This window comes from Streptomyces lydicus, assembly GCF_004125265.1.
GTDB classification, from domain to species: Bacteria; Actinomycetota; Actinomycetes; order Streptomycetales; family Streptomycetaceae; genus Streptomyces; species Streptomyces lydicus_C.
The window spans coordinates 819299-838895 of sequence record NZ_RDTE01000003.1; the positions used below are offsets into that span (position 1 = coordinate 819299).

The window sequence follows — 19597 nt, forward strand, 5'->3', positions numbered from 1 at the left end:
GTGGTCACGGACGTAGGGGAGGGTGGCGAGGGAGAGGTGACGAGTGGTGCGGCGGGGGGCGGGGGGCGGGGTCGGGGCCCGGTCGGTGTTGCGGTCGTCGACAGGGGCCGAGGCGAGCCGGGTGGCCGCGGCGGACGCGGCGGCGACCATGCGGGTGGCTGTCCGGGTTTCGGCGAGGACGGCGTCCAGGGCCTGCTGTACGGGGGCCGCGGCGGACGGCCGGGGGTGCGGCAGCACTCCCCCGCTGCCGCCTTCTCCTGCGGACGCGAAAAGCAGTCCCCCCGGAGCCGCCGCCCCGCCCAAGAGGACCAGCGGCGAACCGAGATCGAGGCGGACCGGTGTGCCGGCTCCCGTCGGGGCCGCGGCTCCCGCCGCCCACGGCACGATCCGGGCCCGTGACTCCTTCGGGTCCCCCAGCGCGGTCCGGGGCCGTGGCGTGGTCCATGGCCGGGGCGCCCTCCGCCCCCGGGGCACGATCCACCACCACGGCGCCCCCCGCCCCCAGGCCGCCGCCGACCGAAGGCGCCAGCCGCTCCCAACGCGGAGCGATCCCCTCGGCCCACAACGCGACGGCGGTCCGCAGCAGTTGTGCCTCTTCCCCGCCACGGGTGCCGGCCGCCGCCACGGCGAGATGGTCCTCCCCGTGGAGGGTGTCGCCGATGAAGCCGGTAAGGCTGCCGGCACCGACCTGGACGAAGGCGCGTACGCCGGTCTCGTACAGCCGCCTGGTCAGGTGCTGGAAGCGGACCGGCTCCAGCAGGTGCCGCAGCACCAACGCACGCACCTCCGACGGGTCTTCGGGGAACGGCGCAACGGTCGTCGCCGACCAGACGGGCACCTGCGGGTCCCGCAGCGGCAGGGCGTCGAAGGCGGCGCCCACCTGGTCGAGGTAGGGCGCCCACATCGGCGTGTGGAAGCCGGAGCGGAAGGGCATCTCCTGAGCCCGTACGCCCTGTGCGGCGAGTCTGCGGACGGCCTCGGCCAGCGGTTCCGGGGCTCCGCAGATCACCGACTGGTGCGGGCAGTTGTCATGGCTGACCGCCACCCGCTCCAGGCCTTCCAGCGCCGCGGCCGCCTGTGCGGCTCCGCAGCCCAGGGCCGCGTAGACCAGGTCGGGCACCGCGAGGGAGCCGGGCCGCAGCGAGCCGAGGAAGGTGTCCACGGCCTGCGGCGGGTACATTCCGGCGACCACCATGGCCGTCCACTCCCCGAGGCTGTGGCCGGTCAGCAGATCGGGGGTGATACCCAGTCGGTCCAGGGCGCGGGCGAGCAGCCGGCCAACGGCGAGGGAGTCGACGGCCCGCTCGACCAGACCGCTGCCCCCGGAGACCGCGGGGCGCGGCAGGCACATCCGGTCGGCGAGGTCGTCCACGCGCGGCGGCGGCTCCGCTTCCAGCCCCGGAAAGACGAACGCGAGCCGTGCTCCCGTCTCCCGGGCGTACGGCCCGAAGAAGGGGCTCGGGGTGAACCACACCTCACCGCGCCCCCGCCAGGGCAGTCCCCGGGCGAGGATCTTGGCGGCCAGGTCGCGGCGCTGCGGGGTGGGGCCGAGCAGAGCGAGACGGCAAGGGCCGTCCCCTACGGGAATGCCGGTGCCCGCGCCCCCCACCCTCTCCCCCGCGTCCTCTCCCGCTCCCGCTCCCGCTCCCACACTCCGTAATTTCTCCGCGAGCTCGGCGGGAGAGTGCGCGGCGAGCAGTACGGTGCGCTCCGGCTCCGCCGTCCGCAGCCGGGAGCCGGGGGGCGCGGGCGGTACGGCGGCGGGCCGGCATCCCGGGGCTTCCTCCAGGATGACGTGGGCATTGATCCCGCCGAAGCCGAACGCATTGACCCCGGCCCGTAGGGGTGCCCGTCCGGCGTCCCAGGGTTCGGCCTCGGTGACCGGACGCATCCGGGTCCGTGCCAGGCCCTCGTGCGGCTCGTCCAGATGCAGGGTCGGCGGCAGGGTGCGGTCGTGCACGGCGAGGGCGGCCTTGATCAGTCCGGCGATCCCGGCGGCCTGCATGGTGTGGCCGAGCATCGACTTCACCGAGCCCAGACCGATCGGCGCCCGGCCCGCGCCGGGAGGCCCGAACACCCGGGCCAGGGTGTCCAGTTCGGCGGCGTCCCCGACCGGCGTCCCGGTGCCGTGCGCCTCCAGCAGGCCGAGTGCGGCGGGGTGTTCCGGATCGAGGCCGGCGCTGCCCCAGGCCTGTTGCAGCGCCCTGGTCTGCCCCTCCGTCCGGGGGTTCATCAAGCTCGACGCGCGTCCGTCCCCCGCCACCCCCGCCCCGCGGATGACCGCGTAGACCCGGTCCCCGTCGCGTTCGGCATCGGCCAGGCGTTTGAGGAGGACGACGCCGGTGCCTTCGGACAGCAGCGTGCCGTCGGCCCGGCGGTCGAAGGGACGGATGCACTGGGTGGGGCTCAGGGCGCGCAGCTGGGTGAAGACGCTCCACAGGGTGGCGATATGGCAGTGGTGCACGGCTCCGGCGATCACGCTGTCGCAGCGTCCGGCGGCCAGCAGGTCGACGGCCTGGGCCACGGCCAGCAGCGAGGAGGCGCAGGCCGCGTCGAGGGTGTAGGCGGGCCCGCGGAAGTCCAGCCGGTTGGCGGTCCGGGCGGCGGTGAAGCTGGGTACCAGGCCGATGGACGCCTCGGGCCGTTCGGGGCCCAGGCTCTCCTGGAAGGCGTCGCGCACCGCGGAGATCTTCGACTCCCCCAGTTCCGGGGCGAGTTGGCGCAGGGTGGCGGCGAGCTGGTGGGCGGTTCGGACCCGCTGGTCGAGCCGGGCGGTGGCCACGCCCATGAAGCCGCCGCGGCCGAGTATGACCCCGATTCGGGAGCGGTCGGCGGGCAGCCGCTCCTGTCCGCCCGCGTCGGCGATGGCGTCGGCGATGACGCGCAGCGCGAGGAGTTGGTCGGGTTCGGCTCCCGGGACGGTGGCGGGCATGATGCCGAAGCGGGTGGGGTCGAAGGTGGCGAGCTCGTCCAGGAAGCCGCCCCGCCGGCAGTAGAAGCGGTCGCTGCGGGCGGGGCCCTCGGCGCCCTGCGGGTCGTAGTAGACCTCGGGGTCCCAGCGGCCGGGCGGCACCTGTGTGATGCAGTCCCGGCCGGCCAGCAGGTTGCGCCGGTACGCGGCGAGGTCACCGGCACCGGGGAAGAGCGCCCCCATGCCGACGATCGCGGCGTCCGTGGGGCGGGGTCCGGTCCGCCGGGCACCGGTGTCACTCATTGCCCGCCGCCTCCTGGCCGGTCTGCGCCGCCAGGACGACCTGGGGCGAGGTGCCGTGGACCAGTTCGGCCAGCAGGGCGTCGGCCGCGGCAGCGGGGTCCAGGAGCGGGATGCCCCGGCGGGCGTAGGCGCGCTCCAGCTCCGGGGTGACCATGCCGCCGCCGTCGGCCGCCCAGGGCCCCCAGTCGACGGCGAGGACCCGCCCGGCCGTACGGGCCGACCAGGCCCTGGCGAGGGTGTCCAGGGCGTCGTTGGCGGCGGCGTAATCGGCCTGGCCGCGGTTGCCGAAGACCCCGGCGACGCTGCCGAAGAGGACCAGGAAGCCGGTGTCGTCGCCGGCGGCCTCCAGGAGGTGGCGGGCGCCGTCGACCTTGGCGGCGAAGACCCGGGCGAAGGAGGCCGGGTCCTTGTCCCGCAGCAGCTTGTCCTCCAGGGTGCCCGCGCCGTGCACGATCCCGTCGAGGCGGCCGTGCCGGTCCCTGATGTCGTCCACCACGGCGCGTACGGCGGCGGCGTCGGTGACATCGGCCGCGTGGTAGCGCACGGAAGCGGCGTGCGGCGCCAGGGCGGCGAGGGTGCCGGTGATCTCGCGCTGCGCCAGGATGCGGGTGGCCGCCGCCTCGATCCGGGCGGGTCTGCGCAGCCCTTGGGCGAGGAGGGCGGCGCGCAGCGCGATGCGGTCGTGGGCATGCGCGAGCGCCGGGTCCTCGGGGGTCTCGTCCAGGGGGGTGCGCCCGAGGAGTTCGAGGTGGCAGCCGTGGACGCGGGCCAGGGCGTGGGCCGTACGGGCGGTGATGCCGCGGGCGCCGCCGGTCAGCAGCACCACGGAGCCCGCATCGAGCGCCGGCCGGCCGGTGGCGGGCGGCCGGTCGTGTGGCAGCGGTGTGGGGACGGTGCGCAAGGTGGTGCGGGTGCCGTTGGTGCGGCCGACGACGACCGGTTCGCCGGGTGCGCAGAGTTCGGCGAGGAGGTGGGCCGCGATGCGTTCGGGGCGGTCCTTCGGGTCGATGTCCACGGCGCGGATCAGGACGCCGGGGTATTCGAGGGCGGCCGTACGGGCAAAGCCGCGCAGTCCGGCGCCGGGGAGGGGGTCGGGGGCGTCCTCGGCGGCGTCCTGGCCGAAGGTGCCGCCGGCCGCGGTGGCCAGGAGCAGCCACCGGGCGCCGCCGGTCAGGGCGGTGCGCAGCCCCGCGTACTGTCCGGGCAGCACCGCGCCGCGGCCCGCCCGCAGGGCGCTGAGGTCCACCAGTCCACCCACCCCGTCGGCGGCGACCTCGGCCAGCCGCTCGGCGGGCACGGTACGGACCCGTGCGCCGTGGCTCTCCAGCAGGGCGGTGAGGGCGAGCGCCACGCCCTGGCCGTCCTCCACCACGATGAAGTCGCAGCCCGCCACCACCTCGGCGGCCGGCCGGCTCGCCGGGGGGCCGAGGGGTGTTACCTGGACCAGGTAACGGGTGGGGCGTCGGGGCACGGGGGCGCCCGTGAGCACGGCCTCGGCTCCTGCCCCGGCCCCGGCGGGCGGCTTCGGGGCGGTGGGCGGGTGCGCGATGGCGGGCGTCATGGGCTCGGGCAGCTGGGACAGCCGAGGTGGTCCGGATGAAGAGTCGGCCGGCTCGGACAGGGCAGGGGTCGCTGCGGAGCCGGCCTCTGCGAGGGCCGCTGCGGGACCGGCTCCCGCGAGGGCCGCCGCGGGCTCGGGTGAAGGGGCCGTCTCCGGTGCGGCCTCGTGGTGGGCGTCGGCGATCCAGTCGACGATGCCGCTGATGGTCTTGACCCGGGAAAGCTGCTCCACCGCCGATTCCATGGCTCCGTCGGCGTCCTGCGGCAGTCCGATCCGGTCGGCCAGCGCACCGATGATCTCCACGCGCTTGATGGAGTCCACCGAGAGGTCGGCCTCCAGATCGAGGCCCGCGTCGAGCATGTCGTGCGGATAGCCGGTCCGGGTGTGAATGATCTCCCGTACGGCATCGAGGAGTTCCGCGGGGCTCAGACGCCGGGCGGCGGTGCCGGGCGCCTGTTCGGCGGCGTCGGCGGCGGCCCCGAGCGGTGCGCCGGCCCCGGCTTCGGCGAAGGCCGCCTCCCCGGCGCCGGCCCCGACGGCCTCGGCATACGACGCGGCAGCCCGCACGGGCACGCTCCTCGGCGGTGCGGCCGCAGCAGCCTCCCCCGCGCCTCCCGCATCTCCCGCCGTCCCCAAATACCCCAGCACGACGTCTCGTTGGGCCGCAATCAGCTCGCGCGATGCCCGCAGATACTCCAGCACCGCATCCTGCCGGGCACCGTCACCGGAGGCGGTGTCGCTCCCGGAGGCGGTGTCGCTCCCGGATGCCGTGGAGCCCGCAGACGCGGTCGGGCCCGCAGACCCGGTCCAGCCCCCGGACACCATCGAGCCCCCGTACACGGTCGAGCCCCCGGACGCGACGGAGCCCCCGGACGCCGCCCCCTCCCCGCCCCGCCGTCCCGTTTCCACGCGTCGCGCGGGGCGCAGTCCGCCCGGCAGGCAGTCGCCGTCGGCCGTGCGCACCAGATGCCCGTCGACCAGCCACCCCGGGCGGCGCGGCGCAACCGTCGGCAGCGTCTCCGTACGCCCGTGGAACAGGGCCTCCGGGGCGATCGGGACCCCGGCCGCCGCGAGCTGAGCCAGCACGTGCGGCAGCCGGGCCAGTCCCGGCTCGCCCGGGACGTCCAGCGCCACGGCCGTGTGCGGCCGGCCGTCCAGGATGCGCCCGACGAGACCGGTGAGCACCCGGCCGGGCCCGGCCTCCACGAAGGTGCGCACCCCGGCGGCGTACATGTCCTCGATCTGCTCCACGAAGCGCACGGGTGCGGCGACCTGGTCCGCCAGGGTGGCGCGGACCGCGGACGCCTCCCGGCCGTACGGGCGCGCGGTGGCGCCGGACCAGACCGGGAAGGCGGGCACGCCCACCTGCGACGCGGACAGCTCGGCGCCGAACGCGTCGCGCGCTGCGGCGAGTTGCGGGCTGTGGAAGGCGCAGGCCACCGGCAGACGACGCGCGTCCAGGCCGGCCGTGCGCAGCGCCGCCACCGCCGATTCCACGGCGTCCGTGGGACCGGAGATCACGCTCTGCTCGGGCGCGTTGTGATTGGCGACGACGACCCCGGCCGCGTGGATCAGCTCCCTGACGCGCTCCGGAGTCGCCACCACGGCGGCCATCGCCCCGGGGTCGTCCCCGGCGGCGCCGAGGATGGCCTCGCCGCGGCGGGCGCTGAGGCGCAGCAGGGTCGCGGTGTCGTAGGCGTCCGCGGCCCACAGTGCGGTCAGCTCGCCGTAGGAGTGGCCCGCCGTGCAGTCGGGGCGCACGCCGAGCGTGGTGAGCAGCCGGTGCGCGGCGGCGGAGGCGAGACCGAGCGCCGGCTGGGCGACGCGGGTGTCGGTGAGGGCGGCCTGCTGGGCGGTCCGGCGCTCGGCGGTGAAGGCGGTGGGCGGGAACATGGCCGCGACCCACTCCGGATCGGCCTCGTCCAGAAGGTCGCGCAGGGCGGGAAAGGCGAGGAACAACTCGCCCATCATTCCCGGACGTTGGCTGCCCTGGCCGGGAAAGAGGAAGGAGACCAGCCCGGGGTCGGCGTCCCGGCGGCGCGGATACACGCCCTCGACGGCATCGAAGCGGCGGGCGGCTTCCAGCTTGACGGCGAGATCGTCGAGGTCGTCGGCCACTACACAGATCTGGACCGGCCCCTGTGCCGCAGCGGTCTCGGCGGCCAGGTCGCGCAGCGGCCACGGCCGCCCGGCGGCGGCGTTGTCCGCCAGCCGTGCGGCAAGACGCTCCATGGCCCGTACGGCGGCGGGGCGGTCGGCCCCCCGGAAGCAGAAGAGTTCGGCGGGCCAGTGCGTCAGGGCGTGGTCGGGCTCGGGCGCACCGTCGTAACCGGCCAGTACGGCGTGGTAATTGGTGCCGCCGAAGCCGAAGGCGCTCACCCCGGCGAAGCGCCGCCCCACGGGGACCGGCCACGGCCGGGCGGCCCCGGTGTCGAAGCGGAACGGTCCGGGGTCCGCGGCCGGCCGGGTCAGATGCAGGGTCGGCGGCCGGACGCCGGTGTGCACGGCGCGGGCGGCCTTGATGAGCCCGGCCAGGCCGGCCGCACATTTGGTGTGTCCGACCTGCGATTTGACCGAGCCCAGTGTGCAGCTGCCCGGGGGCGTGCCCGCGGCCTCGAACACCTCGGTGAGGACGCCGAGTTCGGCGGTGTCGCCGACGACGGTTCCGGTGCCGTGGGCTTCGAGGAGACCGACCTGTGCGGGGCTGATCCCGGCGCGCCGGTAGGCGCGTTCGAGGGCCCGCCGCTGACCCTCGGGCCGGGGCGCGGTCAGCCCGAGGGACCGTCCGTCGCTGGAGGTGCCGACGGCCTTGACGACCGCGTAGATCCGGTCGCCGTCGCGTTCGGCGTCGGCGAGCCGCTTGAGGACCAGTGCGCCGACGCCCTCGCCGAGTGCGATGCCGTCGGCCGCCGCGTCGAAGGGGCGGCAGCGGCCGGTGGGCGACAGGGCACGTACGGAGGCGAACATCAGGTAGTCGTTGATGCCGTTGTGCAGGTCGGCGCCGCCGCACAGCGCCATATCACTGTCGTGGTCCCGCAATTGGCGACAGGCCAGGTCGAGGGCGGCGAGCGAGGAGGCGCAGGCGGCGTCCACGGTGCAGTTGGCGCCGCCGAGGTCGAGCCGGCTCGCGATGCGTCCGGCGATGACGTTGGCGAGGACGCCGGGGAAGGAGTCCTCGGTCAGGCGGGGCAGTTCGGCGTCGAGTGCGGGCGGCAGGTCGCCCAGGTAGGCCGGGTGGAGTGCGCGCAGGCCGTAGGCGCCGGCCAGTTCGGCGCCCGCCTCGGCGCCGAACACGACGCTGGTGCGGGCGCGGTCGAAGTCGCGCTCGGCGTATCCGGCGTCCGCCAGGGCCTTGGCGGCCGCGTCCAGGGCGAGCAGCTGCACCGGCTCGATGGCGGCGAGGGAGGCCGGGGGTATGCCGTGGGCGAGGGCGTCGAAGGGGACGGCGGGCAGGAAGCCGCCCCAGCGCGACGGGGTGCGCTCGCCCGCCCGCGCGGGGTCCGGGTCGTGGTACGTACCGGTGTCCCAGCGCTCGGCGGGCACCTCGGTGACGGAGTCGACGCCGGAGACGATGTTGGACCAGAAGCGGGCGCTGTCGGCCGCGCCGGGATAGCAGCACGCCATGCCGACGATGGCGATGTCCAGCGGCTCCGCCTCCTGCCTCCGGTGTCCGTCCTGTTGCCCGCCGCTCTCCCCGAACTCCGCCGCCCGGGCCGTGAGCTGCGCGGTGGCTCCCTCGGTCACGGCGGTGTGCAGCGCGGCGACGGTGGTGGTGGCGCTGCGGGCGGTGGCGGCCTGGCCCAGCATGTACAGGCCCTCACGGCGCTGTTCCCGCTCCCCGGCCGGCGCCGGCGGCCCGCCGTCCGTATGGCGCAGGCCCTTGCTCGCCAGGCGCAGCCGTCCGAGGTTGCGCCGCTCCAGCTCCTCCCACCGGGCGCGCGGGTCCGTGCCCTGGGCGGCGAGGCGCCGTTCGGCGGCCGTGAACTCCTCGGCGTACGCGGTCTCGGCGCAGCGTGTGGCATGGCCCGGTGCGGTCCGCAGCAGGACGGTCCGGTCACAGGCCAGGGCGGTGTCCTGGAAGCCGGGCAGGACGGCGCCGGTGGCCACGGCCTCCTGGGTGAAGAGGTAGGCGGTGCCCATCAGGACGCCGATGCGGGCGCCGATGTCGGTGAGCGGGGCCGCGGCGGCGGCCGCCATGGCGGCGGTGCGGGCGTCGTGGATGCCGCCCGCGAAGAGCAGGTCCAGGTCCTCGGCCGTCCCGCCGTGCGTCCGGGCGTGGGCGGTCAGCCGCTCGATCTGCTCCTCCCACAGCGGGAAGCTGGCCCGGGGGCCGATGTGCCCCCCGCACTCCTGCCCCTCGAAGACGAATCTCCGGGCGCCTTCGGCGAGGTAGCGCTCCAGCAGGCCGGGGGCCGGGACATGGAGGTAGGTCCGGGTCCCGGCCGCTTCGAGCGGCGCGGCCTGGGCGGGCCGGCCGCCGGCGATGAGCGCGTACTCGGGGGCGAACTCGGCCACGGCGGCAAGCTGTTCGCGCCGGAGCTCGGGCGGGGCGAAGCCCAGCAGGCCGACGCCCCAGGGCCGTTCGCCCAGCCGCCCGGCGGTCTCGGCCAGCAGCCGGCGCACCTGCTCCCCGTCCATGACGGCGAGAGCGAGAAAGGGCAGCCCGCCCTCGGCGGCGACCACGGCGGCGAAGGCGGACACATCGCTGACCCGGGTCATCGGCCCCTGGGCCACGGGGAGATGACGGGCCCCGGGGCGCGGCGCGAGCGGCCGGGTGCGCGCCGCCGCGGCAAGGTGCCCGGCGAGGGCGGTCCGTACCGCCTGGACGACGCCGCCGGTGGTGCGGTGCCGCGCGGCGAGCCGGGCGGCGAACGCGCCGTCCTGGCCGATGGGGAGCAGCTGGGTCTGCAGGTCGCGGGCGCCCAGGAGGGCGGCGATGCGAGGGGCGGTGCCGGTCTGCCGCCCGGCGCTCCCGGCGTCGTCCCCTCCGGTGGCCGTGGCCGCCGCGGGGGCGGCGAGGTCCGGGCGGGTGAGGACCCGGTGGCCCGCGACGAGCGTGGTCTCGCTGCCGTCCATGGCCCGGATGGCGTCGGCGACCGCGCGGGGCAGCCGGGCCGCTCCCTCGGTGGTGAGCGCGAGCTGGGAGTCCAGCAGCACCCCGGCCGCTCCGCCGGCGACGGCCGCGGCGGCGGTGTGCGGCCCGATTCCCCCGGCGGCGAGCACGGGAACCGTCACGGCCGGGTCGGCCAGTACACGGGAGAGCAGGACGAAGGTCGTGAGTTCGCCGACCCGGCCGCCCGACTCCCGCCCCCGGGCGACGAGCGCACTGACGCCGGCGGCACACGCCGCCACGGCCTCCTCCGGGCTGGTGATCTCGGCCCATACGCGGCGCCGCCCGCCGTCGGCCCAGTCGTCAGGACCGGGGACCGGACCGTCAGGGCCCGGGACCGCACCATCCGAACCGGTAGCCGCACCGTCCGGGCCGGCGCCGTACGCCCACCCGCCCGCTCCGTACGCCCGCGGGTCGGCGAGCAGCACGGTGTCGGTCCCCTCGGGCAGCTCGGCGGGCGTGAGCGGACACCCCACCGGCACCCGCACACCATGGCGTAATCGCCCGAGCCGCGCCAGCGCGTCACGCGCGGCACCGGCGTCCCTGCCGAGGTCCAGCAGGCCGAGCGCGCCGGCGCGTTCGGCTGCCACGACGATCCGTTCACCCGGCTCCTCGAAGGGCGAGAGCACGATGACCAGATCGCGGCCGGAGTGGGGGGTGCCGGGGAGAGGGGTGCCGGAGAGTGGGGGCCGGGGGGCCACGGGCGCTCCTTCTGCTGGGGGCGGACACGCTTACCACTGCCACCTGCGGTAACCGGCGGTCAGACCCGAGGGGCAGGCCTGATCCGCTGATGCCGCGTTGCATGGTGGAGCCACCCCCATGCACTGTCAACGCATGTGCATCAGGCGGTAGTTGATTCCGCCAAGGTCACAAAGGTGCCGTGCCGCCTCGGCCACCACCCGGCCACCTGGGCGAACACACACTCGAAGGCCGGTTTTCGCGATCTCCCCTGGCCTGAAATACACCAGGGCCGGCACAGTGCACCAACGGCCCGCCACGCAGACGGCGGCCGGCCTCCGCGGGGGCAGTCCGTGCGGCCTCGTGCGCCACTTCCCTGCTGCCGCCCGCGATGTGGGCGGTGAGCATCTCCCTGGCGGGCGCGGGGCACGCCGAGATGGCGTCGGAGGGTGAGGCCGTGCGGGCGGACCCGGCGGGAGGCGAAGGCGCTCCCGCGTCGGCGGCCGTCATGGCCGGGCCTCCTGGTGCTCCTCGCTCTGCCCGGGGGCGGCGGCGTTCTCCAGGGCGTCGAGGACCGCGAGCTGTTTGCGGTCGCGTTCCTGGCTGAGGTCGCGGTAGGAGCGGGAGCCGTACGCGTCCTCTACGGCCCTGATGAGGCGCTCGGCCTGTTCGGGGCCGTGCTCGGGGCGGCCGAGGGAGTCCCACATCCGCTGCATCGACGGGCCGATGTGCTCGGCCATGTGCCGGTAGCCGCCGGGGCCGCCGCCCAGGTGGGCGCCGAGGAAGGGGCCCACCGTCGACCAGCGCAGCCCCAGCGAGTTCACCATGATCGCGTCGAGCTCGGCCGGGCTGACCACGCCCTGTTCCACCAGGTGGATCGCCTCGCGACTGAGCGCGTTCTGCAGGCGGTTGCCGACGAAGCCAGGGATCTCCTTGCGCTCCACCACCGGGACCCGGCCGACCGCGCGGTAGAACTCCACCGCCCGGGTGACGGAGTCCTCGCGGGTGCGCCGGCCGGGCACCACCTCCACCAGCGGCACGAGGTGCGGCGGGTTGAACGGATGGCCGATCAGGATGCGCCCGGCGTCGTCGAGCCCGTCGGTGAACGCGGTGGAGGGGAGGGCCGAGGACGAGCTCAGCAGGAGTGCGTGCGGCGGGGCTTCTCGGACCAGTTGCGTGAAGAGCTCCCGCTTGAAGGCGGTGTTCTCCGGGCCGTTCTCCTGGACCACATCGGCGTGCCGGACGGCCTCGGTGACCTCGCCGGCCAGGTGGACACGGCCGGCGAGGCCGTCGGTGTCGAGGCCCTGCCGGGCCAGTTGCGGGGCGGCCTCGGCCAGCGCCGCGTCGACGGCTTCGGCGAGGTCGGGGCGCGGATCGGTGACCCGCACCCGCAGTCCGTGCCCGGCGAACAGGGCGGCCCACGAGAGTCCGATGGTCCCGGCGCCGATCACGGCAACGGTGTCCGCGCCGGGGTGGGTGGTGCTCATGGCAGATGCTTCCTTCGGTACGCGGCTTCAGCGCGCGAGGTAGTCGTGCACCGGCTCGACCGGCGCCAGGGTGAGGTCGGTGAGGAGGTGGCTCGCCGAGACGATCTCGTGGACCGGGAGATCGGCCAGCGGGGCCAACGCATGCGCCTGCAGTTGCAGCCGGGCGGGGCCGGTCCAGGCTCCCTTGACCGTCACGTCGCTGATCTCGGTGCGGACCAACTGGGCCACCTGTGGCGCCCCGTCGTAGCCCGGGACCAGCTTGAGCATGAAGGTGGGCACGGTGATCTGCGCGGCCGCCTCGCCGGGGTCCAGCTCGTGGTGCTTGTAGCCCATGGTGGCGGTCGCCACCCGGACCGTGCCGTAGTCGAGGACGCCGACGAGCGCGCCGTGGTCCACGTAGAGGGCGGGCGATCCGATGGTCTTGGGGTAGGCGCTCGCCTCGCGCCCGGATGCCGTGGCCGCGAAGTTGTCGAGGTACATGGCGTGCAGGTACTCGCCCCGCTCGCCGCCGAGGCGGACCGGGATCGCCTGGCCGGATTCGGCGTACGGCCCGTACCCGGTGACATCGCCCATCCGCATCACCTCGAAGCGGACCAGCGGCTCGTCAATCTCCAGCGGCTCGGGAACCACGGCGCGCAGGGCGTCGTAGTCGGTGCGGTAGACGATGTTGAGGTACTCGCGGTGGGTGAAGCGGGGAATGACGGGCGGATAGGCCGGGTTGAGCAGCGGGGTGGCATGGTGCCGGAGGACGTCGCTCTGTTTCATGGGTGCTCCTTCTACCTTCCCTGCCACATAGGGGCGCGGCGCTCGGCGAAGGCCGTCATGCCTTCCCGTACGTCGGCCGATGCGGCGAGCGAGGCCAGCTCGTCGCGCTGGGCGGCGTTGGAGGCAGGGGTGGTGTCCGGTGTACTGGGCATGCCCGGGTCCTTCGGTGGTCGTCGGATGTGATGCGGAGAGGGTGGATCTGGGCTGACGCACCGTCAGCAGCGGTTCACGGCCAGCTCGTCGAAGACCTCGTCGGTGTGCTGGCCGGGCAGCGGGGCGAGCCGCCGGACCGAGCCCGGCGTGGCGGAGTAGCGCACGGGGATGCCGATCGAACGGATCGGGCCCTCACTGGGGTGCTCGACCAGGTCGAGGAGGTGGCCGTCCCGGACGTAGGGATCGTCGGCCGCGCGGTCCAGCTCCAGCACGGGCGCCATGGGGATGCTGTGCTTGGCGCAGATCTCCTCCCACTCCTCGGTGGTCAGGCCGCCGGCGCAGCGGGCCACCAGTTCCATGAGCGGATCGACATCGGCGTCCTCGATGCCCGGTCCCGCCACCCGGGGGTCCTCGGCGAGGTCGGGGCGGCCGGCGGCGGCGAAGAAGTCGCGGTAGTTCTGCGGGGAGTACGGCACGATGCAGGCGAGCCCGTCGGCCGTGGACACGGCCCGGTGGCCGCGCTTCATGGACAGCGGGAAGCCGGTGGAACCCTCCGCCGGCTCGTAGACGTGGCCGGACAGGTGCTCGACGAGGTTGAAGGCGAGGAGGGTGTCCGTCATGGGGACTTCGATGTGCTGGCCGCGCCCCGTGCGGTCGCGGTACACCAGCGCGGCGAGCACCGAGTGGACGATGGTGAGCGCGGCGACCTTGTCGCCGATGATGGTCGGCAGGTAGACGGGCCGGCCCAGGGCGCGGTGGGCCACGTCGACCAGCCCGGAGGACGCCTGCACCGTTTCGTCGTACGCGGCGTGACCGGCCCGGTCGGAGTCACTGCGGAACCCCTGGGCGTGGGCGTAGACCAGACCGGGGTGGCGCTCGGCGAGGTCGGCGTAGGTCAGGCCGAGCCGGGTCAGGGCGCCGGGGCGCATATTGGTGATCAGCACGTCGGCCGTGCTGATGAGCGCCAGGGCGCGCTCGCGGTCGGCCTCGTCCTTGAGGTTCAGGGAGACGCTGCGCTTGTTGCGGTTGACGTTCAGGTTGAGCGGTGTCATCCCGGGCGTGGTCCGGTACCGGCCCGACCGTACGGTGTCCGACGGCGACTCGATCTTGATGACGTCGGCGCCGAGGTCCCCGAGGATCTGGGCGGCGTAGGGGCCCATCACCACCGTGGACAGATCGATCACCCGTACGCCGTCCAGCGGGCCGTTGGCGCTTTCGGTCGTGGCGTCCATTGTCGCTCCTGCGGAAGTAGCCGTACTGCGAATTTTTCCGCTTTCGACGTTAGGCGAGATACCGCAGAATGAGAACGATCAAGAAACGAAGAAGGGTATGACCACAGCGGTCATACCCTTCTCAGCGGATTACCGGCGCCCGCCCGTCAGGCGAAAAGCTCCTCGGCGAAGATGCGCCGGGCCGCGGTGACGAGACCTTCGAGGTCGCCGCCGGGTTCCGCCCGGTCCGTACGGAAGAGCAGCCCGGTGGCGAGTTCGGGCCGGAAGTCCAGCACCGGCAGCACCTTCACATTGTCCAGCTGGTAAAGCTGCATCGGGCTCTCCGGAGAAAGCATCGTCATCGAAAACGCGAGGCCGCCGGATACCAACTCCGAGGTCCCCGCATAATCGGAGCTATTGAGGCGAATTCTCTTCTTCAGCCCCGCGGAATTCAGCCGGGCATCGATTTCGTCGAAATACGCGGGCAGGGCCTCGGGCGCGGTGGCCACAAAGGGGAATTGCTTCAGCTCGTCCAGGGTGACCGACTCCCGGCCCTCGAACCGGTCGGCGGGGACCGCCGCCCCGAGCCGTTCCCGCATGACCTCGATGATGCCGAGAGCGGGGTCCACGACCGGGAGCCGGGCCAGTGCGAGAGCCAGCCGGCCGTCGCGGACCGCCTCGGCGAGGCCGGCGGAACGGCCGGGCCAGCGCTTGAGCTCATAGGTCTCCCCGCAGGCCTCCGCCAGTTCCCGGACCCGGGCACGGAGGCCGGGGTGCACCCCGGAGGGCATCCCGATGAGCTGGGTGGTGCGCTGCGGACGGACCGCCTCACGCAGCCGCCAGGGAATGGAGTTGACGCGTTCCAGCACATCGCGCGCCATCGGCAGCAACGCGGCACCGGCGGGCGTCAGCTCGACGTGATGGGTGGTGCGGTCGAAGAGCGTCTGCTGCAGCTCACGCTCGAGGTCCTTGATCCGCTGACTCAGCGGAGACGCCGCCATATGCAGCTTGCGTGCCGCCTGGGAGAAATTCAGCTCTTCGGCGACCGCGACGAAGTAGCGCAGGTGCAGCATGTCCACGCGCCCACATTACCCGGGGGTAAGGGACCGGACTTCGCGGACCGCGGCGGCGCTCCTGAGTGCCCCGCAGTGCCCCGGAGCAGCCCGACAGCCCTCGACGGCCCTCGTCAGTCGTCGGCGAGACCGAGCAGTGAAGGGTCGTCGGCCAGGTCGCGGAAGGCCGCTCGCGGATCCTTGAGAAGCTTGCGCTCGGTGAGGTCGAGCAGCCCGCAGACGGCGCTCACCTCGGCGGCCACCGTGCCGTCCGCCTTACGGACGGTCTGCTCGATCCGGAAGGTCTTGCCCTCGCCCCAGACGAAGGCGCAGCTCACCTCGACCTCGTCACCGGCCCGCAGCTCGCGCCGGTAGCGGATGGTGGTCTCGACGGTCACCGGGCCGACCCGGCGCTCCACCATGGTGCTCTGGCGGATGCCGCTCGCCTGCAGCAGCGACCAGCGGGCGTGCTCGGCGTACTGCAGATAGACGCTCTGGTTGAGATGGCCCTGGGTGTCGGTTTCGTAGCCGCGCACGGTGACGGGGACGGCGAACGGCACGGCCGCGTCCGCGCCGGTCTCCGTGCTCGTACCGGTTCCCGTGCCCGCACCGGATCCCGCGTCCGTAGCGCTCTCCCCGTCCGACGCCTGTGCCGCTCCCACCACGATCTCTCCCGTCCCCATCCCCGTACCGTCCTCGTACCCGTACGTGCCGGTCCGCCGCTCGGGCGCCCGCGGGCTTCCCGCCACCGGCCTCTCATCGTAGGCGCCGGGGGCCGGCGGATACCGACCGCGTCAGGCACCGGCCGTCAAATGCTGCCCCCACAAACCGCCCGTCACGGACTGCCCACCACAGACTCCCCGTCACGGACTCCCCGTCTTCAGTTTCAGGTTCCACTTGGCCAGCGGCTCCCCGACCGGCTGGAAGATGGTGACGGTGGCACCGCCGAAGTTGCCGCAGGTGGCGGCGCCTCCGCCGGAGTGCATGCCGATCGCCATCGGGGCGTTGGGCTGGGTGACGTACGAACCGCCCGAATCACCGGGCGCCGAGCAGGCGTTGGTGAACGAAAGGCCCTCGACGACCGTGTTGCCGTAGTCCACGGTCTGGTCGACCCGGGTGATCTCCCCGCAGTGCCAGCCGCTGCTCTGCCCTGAGCGGCAGATCGACATGCCCACCAGGCCCTCCTGGGAACCGGTGACGGCGACCGGCGTACCGCCCTGGCCCGCCACATACGAGCTGACGATCCAGTCCGGCTGGTCGACCCCCACCAGCCCGAAGTCGCCCTCGCGGTCGTTGACGCTGTGCCGGCCGTCCTCGTTGGAGATGCCCATGCGGGTGCCGTCCTTGCCGTACGCGGGCTGGTCGGCGGTGAGGGTGCAGTGACCGGCCGTCAGGAATCCCTGGAAGCCGTCCGGCCCGGTCACCGAGAAGCCGATCGAGCAGATGCCGTCGCTGCCGGGCATCCACCGCTCGCCGCCCACCACCGAGCCGCCCTGCTGACGTGGCCTGCGGTCGCCGCGCTCGAAGGTGACGGGGACCTTGGTGCGCGCCCCGAGACCGCGGACGGCCTCCTCGAAGGCGTCGGTGCGGGCGGTGCGCCTGGTGTGGTCGAGACGGACCACGACGCCGTCGGCGCGCTCGTCCACGCCCCACCCGGTGACGCCCGGTACGCCCTTGCCGGCCTTGCGGTTGATCTGCTGCACCAGTGCGGTGAGCGTGGCGCGGCTGTGCGGCACCGTTTTGGGCACCGCACCGGCGGCACGTACCCGCTGCGCATCGGCGGCGCCGGTGACCGCGACGACGAGCTTGCCGGTCGTCTTGTCGAACCACATCCCGGCGGGCGGTGCGCTGAGCGCCCGGCGCACGCCGGCCACGGCGCGGTGCGCCTCGGCCTCCTGGGCGAGCCGGGCGCGCACCTGCGGTGCCGTCAGCCCGAGGTCCCGGCGCATCGCATCGAGCATGGCGCGCGGCGAGGGCGGGGGCGACGGGTCCGGCCGCGGCACGGCATGCGCCGGACCGAGCGGGCCGGCGGCCGCCATGACGGCGGCGACGGTCGCGCCCCAGAGAGCTGCCTTGCGAAAGCGGCGTTCCATCGGGGTCTCCTCGCGGTGTCGAGTGCACGTCGGGTCCGATTCGTCGAGCCTGCTCGACACCGGGGCGTGCGGCACGAGGGAGATCCCCTGCATCATGGCCGGGTGAGGTACGACCCCGGCCGTCAAATCCCCGCCTCCGGTGGCGCAGTAGCCTTCCGGCAGCTTCCCCGGGCACTGCGGAAGGTGACCTACTCGGGCGCCCGCCATCCGGGAGCGCCGACACCTGAATGCCCGTCATACCCCCTGGCACGGCCGGACGGTGCGCCCGGCGGCGCCGCCCCTGATCCCTTCGCCGATCTGACCGGGGGCGCGAACTGTCAGCGTTACGCCTACGCCGTGCTGCGCCACTTCGGCCTGCTGATACCACCGTTGCGCTCGGCGGAACTCTGGGCGGACGCGCACACAACACGGCAGGCCGACCCTCCGCAACCGCTGGATCTGGTCCTGTTCGACTCCGGGCCGCTCGACGGCCGGCCGGCGGGGTACGGCGCGCATGTGGGCGTGCACCTGGGGCCCGACCAGGTCCTGCATCTGTGCCGGGAGGTCGGCGAACCCGCCATATGGCGCTATGCGGACTTCGCGGCGCGCCCGCGCTACCGGCGGTTCCTCGGCGCCAAGCGGGCGGTGCACAGAACGGAGCGCTGAGCACCAAGCGGGCGGTGCACACGACAGAGCGCTGAGCGCCCGGCGGGTGCGGCGGGCGCGGGGAGTGCCCTGATGCGCGAGGCGGGGAGCGCCTTACTGCGCGAGGGGGGGAGCGCCTTACTGCGCGAGGGCGGGGAGCGCCCTACTACGGCGGCACGGGAGGCGCCCAGCGCTCAGAAACCGCCGCCGAAACCCCCGTCGCCTCCGCCGCCACCGAAGCCCCCGCCATCCCCGAAGCCCCCACCGTCGAAGCCGCCCCCGTCGCCGAAGCCGCCCCCGAAGTCGTCGGAGTTGAAGTCGGCTCCGGTGGAGTCGCCGCCCTCGGCACCGGTGGGGCCGCCGAAGCCGGCGCCATAGGCGTCGGTCGACCACATCATGTTGCCGAGCAGCGTGCCCACCAGGAGGCCGGGCAGCAGGCCGCCGCCGAAGTAGCCGCCGGCCCAGGGGCCGTAGGCCGGGCCCGCGTCCCAGTAGGGGCGGTCGCCGCTCGGGGTGCGGACCGTACGGGCCAGCGGCTCCCGGCCGTCGTCCAGGCGGCTCTTGTCCGCGGCGCAGACCGGCACGGTGCGCTCCGCACCGCCCGCGGGTGCCCAGGCGGCATCGGCGACGGACGGACCGTGGCGCGGATCGAAGAAGCAGGGCAGCCGGCGCTCGGGCAGCGGCCTGCCCTCGCGTCGCGCGGCAAGGGTGGCCAGCGAGAACCGGCCGTCCTCCAGGGCCTTGGTCACTGCCTGCACCTCGCCGGGGTGCCCGGCTGCCGCCATCGACGACTTGGCGTTCTCGTACGCGTCCAGCGCATGGCTGTAGTCCGCGCGCATCGCGTCGTCGGCACCGGGCTCACCGGGGTGGAAGTCGAGCCGGTCCAGCTCCTCGCCGAAGGCGGTGATGTCCTCGTCGACGACGACCCGCAGGTCCTCCAGCGCCGCCCGCTCCTCCTCGGCCCGCTTCCTGCGGTTGCGGCGGGCGAGGGCGTACGCGCCACCACCGCCGACGACCACCAGCACACCGAGACCGATCGCGGTGCCGGTGTCGAAGCCGCTGCCGCCGGAGTCGCCCCAGGAGGCGGGTGCCCGGCCCTGCGCCGAGGTGAGCGCGGTGTCGACGAAGCTGTTCAGCCGGGCGTTGACGCTCGGGTAGTGGGAGCGCTTGACCGATCCGACGAGGTTCTGCACCGCGCTGTGCGGCATCACCCGCGGGTCGGCACCGGCGTTGAAGCCGGTGCCGAGCTCGACGGCGTAGACCCCGCTGATGCCGGTCTTGGTGCGCAGATCCGTCAGCAGCGTGCCGGGCGGGTACTCGGCGGCGCGTGGCAGCACGGCGACGAAGACCGGCTTGTCCGCGTCCTTGATCTTCTTGGCCAGCGCCTCCGCCTCGGCCGGGGAGAACTGCCCCGCAGCCCGGGGATCCACATAGACCGGGCCCTTCTTGAGGGCTGCCGCGGCCGCGTCGAGCCCGCCGGCGGCACGGGCTCCCGGTGCCAGTGCGGCGGCCACCACCAGCAGGGCGGCCATCAGCAGCAGAACCGGTCCGATCAGCGCACGACGTGTTGCGGTCTTCATGTGTTCGACGCTACCCGAACCGCACTTTCCAGACATCACCGCTGCCGGGGTCGATTCGGCCCGCACCGG

General features: G+C 74.2%; 11 protein-coding genes. 1 reads left to right on the forward strand and 10 read right to left on the reverse strand.

Translation table 11 applies throughout. The annotated features are described in order from the left end of the window. Positions 1-4 precede the first annotated feature (4 nt). The 9 genes from D9V36_RS41810 to D9V36_RS06445 form a co-directional block, all read right to left on the reverse strand. The gene (locus D9V36_RS41810) at positions 5-3214 is read right to left on the reverse strand and encodes a type I polyketide synthase (RefSeq protein ID WP_129292912.1); all 3210 of its coding nucleotides are present in this window, start codon (positions 3212-3214) and stop codon (positions 5-7) included. Further along, entirely contained in the window at positions 3207-10517 is a 7311-nt protein-coding gene (locus tag D9V36_RS06410) for a type I polyketide synthase (protein ID WP_206739804.1), read from the reverse strand. Before D9V36_RS06410 ends, D9V36_RS41810 begins: the two co-directional genes overlap by 8 nt. 552 nt (positions 10518-11069) lie before the next feature. After that, positions 11070-12050, reverse strand: a complete 981-nt coding sequence (locus tag D9V36_RS06415) for a 3-hydroxyacyl-CoA dehydrogenase NAD-binding domain-containing protein (protein ID WP_129292914.1) — start codon at positions 12048-12050, stop codon at positions 11070-11072. A gap of 27 nt (positions 12051-12077) precedes the next feature. Continuing rightward, positions 12078-12815: an acetoacetate decarboxylase gene (locus D9V36_RS06420; protein ID WP_129292915.1), complete on the reverse strand. Its 738-nt coding sequence runs from the start codon at positions 12813-12815 to the stop codon at positions 12078-12080. A gap of 11 nt (positions 12816-12826) precedes the next feature. Continuing rightward, positions 12827-12967 carry a hypothetical protein gene (locus D9V36_RS41815; RefSeq protein WP_241720733.1) on the reverse strand — a complete coding sequence of 47 codons (141 nt, stop codon included), beginning with the start codon at positions 12965-12967 and terminating at the stop codon, positions 12827-12829. A 63-nt stretch (positions 12968-13030) separates the two neighbouring features. Further along, positions 13031-14200 (reverse strand): CaiB/BaiF CoA transferase family protein, encoded by a 1170-nt coding sequence (locus tag D9V36_RS06430; RefSeq protein WP_129292916.1) that lies wholly within the window; start codon positions 14198-14200, stop codon positions 13031-13033. A gap of 146 nt (positions 14201-14346) precedes the next feature. Next, positions 14347-15252, reverse strand: a complete 906-nt coding sequence (locus D9V36_RS06435) for a LysR family transcriptional regulator (RefSeq protein ID WP_241721272.1) — start codon at positions 15250-15252, stop codon at positions 14347-14349. Between the two features lie 113 nt (positions 15253-15365). Then, on the reverse strand, positions 15366-15791 hold the full coding sequence (locus D9V36_RS06440) for an acyl-CoA thioesterase (RefSeq protein WP_129298228.1): 426 nt from the start codon (positions 15789-15791) through the stop codon (positions 15366-15368). Positions 15792-16094: 303 nt separating this feature from the next. Beyond that, positions 16095-17324 carry an alpha-lytic protease prodomain-containing protein gene (locus D9V36_RS06445; RefSeq protein WP_129292918.1) on the reverse strand — a complete coding sequence of 410 codons (1230 nt, stop codon included), beginning with the start codon at positions 17322-17324 and terminating at the stop codon, positions 16095-16097. A 102-nt stretch (positions 17325-17426) separates the two neighbouring features. On the opposite strand from D9V36_RS06445, the gene D9V36_RS06450 reads away from it, so the two are divergent. Further along, entirely contained in the window at positions 17427-17969 is a 543-nt protein-coding gene (locus D9V36_RS06450; protein WP_129292919.1) for a cell wall hydrolase, read from the forward strand. Between the two features lie 173 nt (positions 17970-18142). Here D9V36_RS06450 and D9V36_RS06460 read toward each other — a convergent pair whose 3' ends face one another. Beyond that, positions 18143-19528: a hypothetical protein gene (locus D9V36_RS06460; RefSeq protein ID WP_206739609.1), complete on the reverse strand. Its 1386-nt coding sequence runs from the start codon at positions 19526-19528 to the stop codon at positions 18143-18145. Positions 19529-19597: the final 69 nt, after the last annotated feature.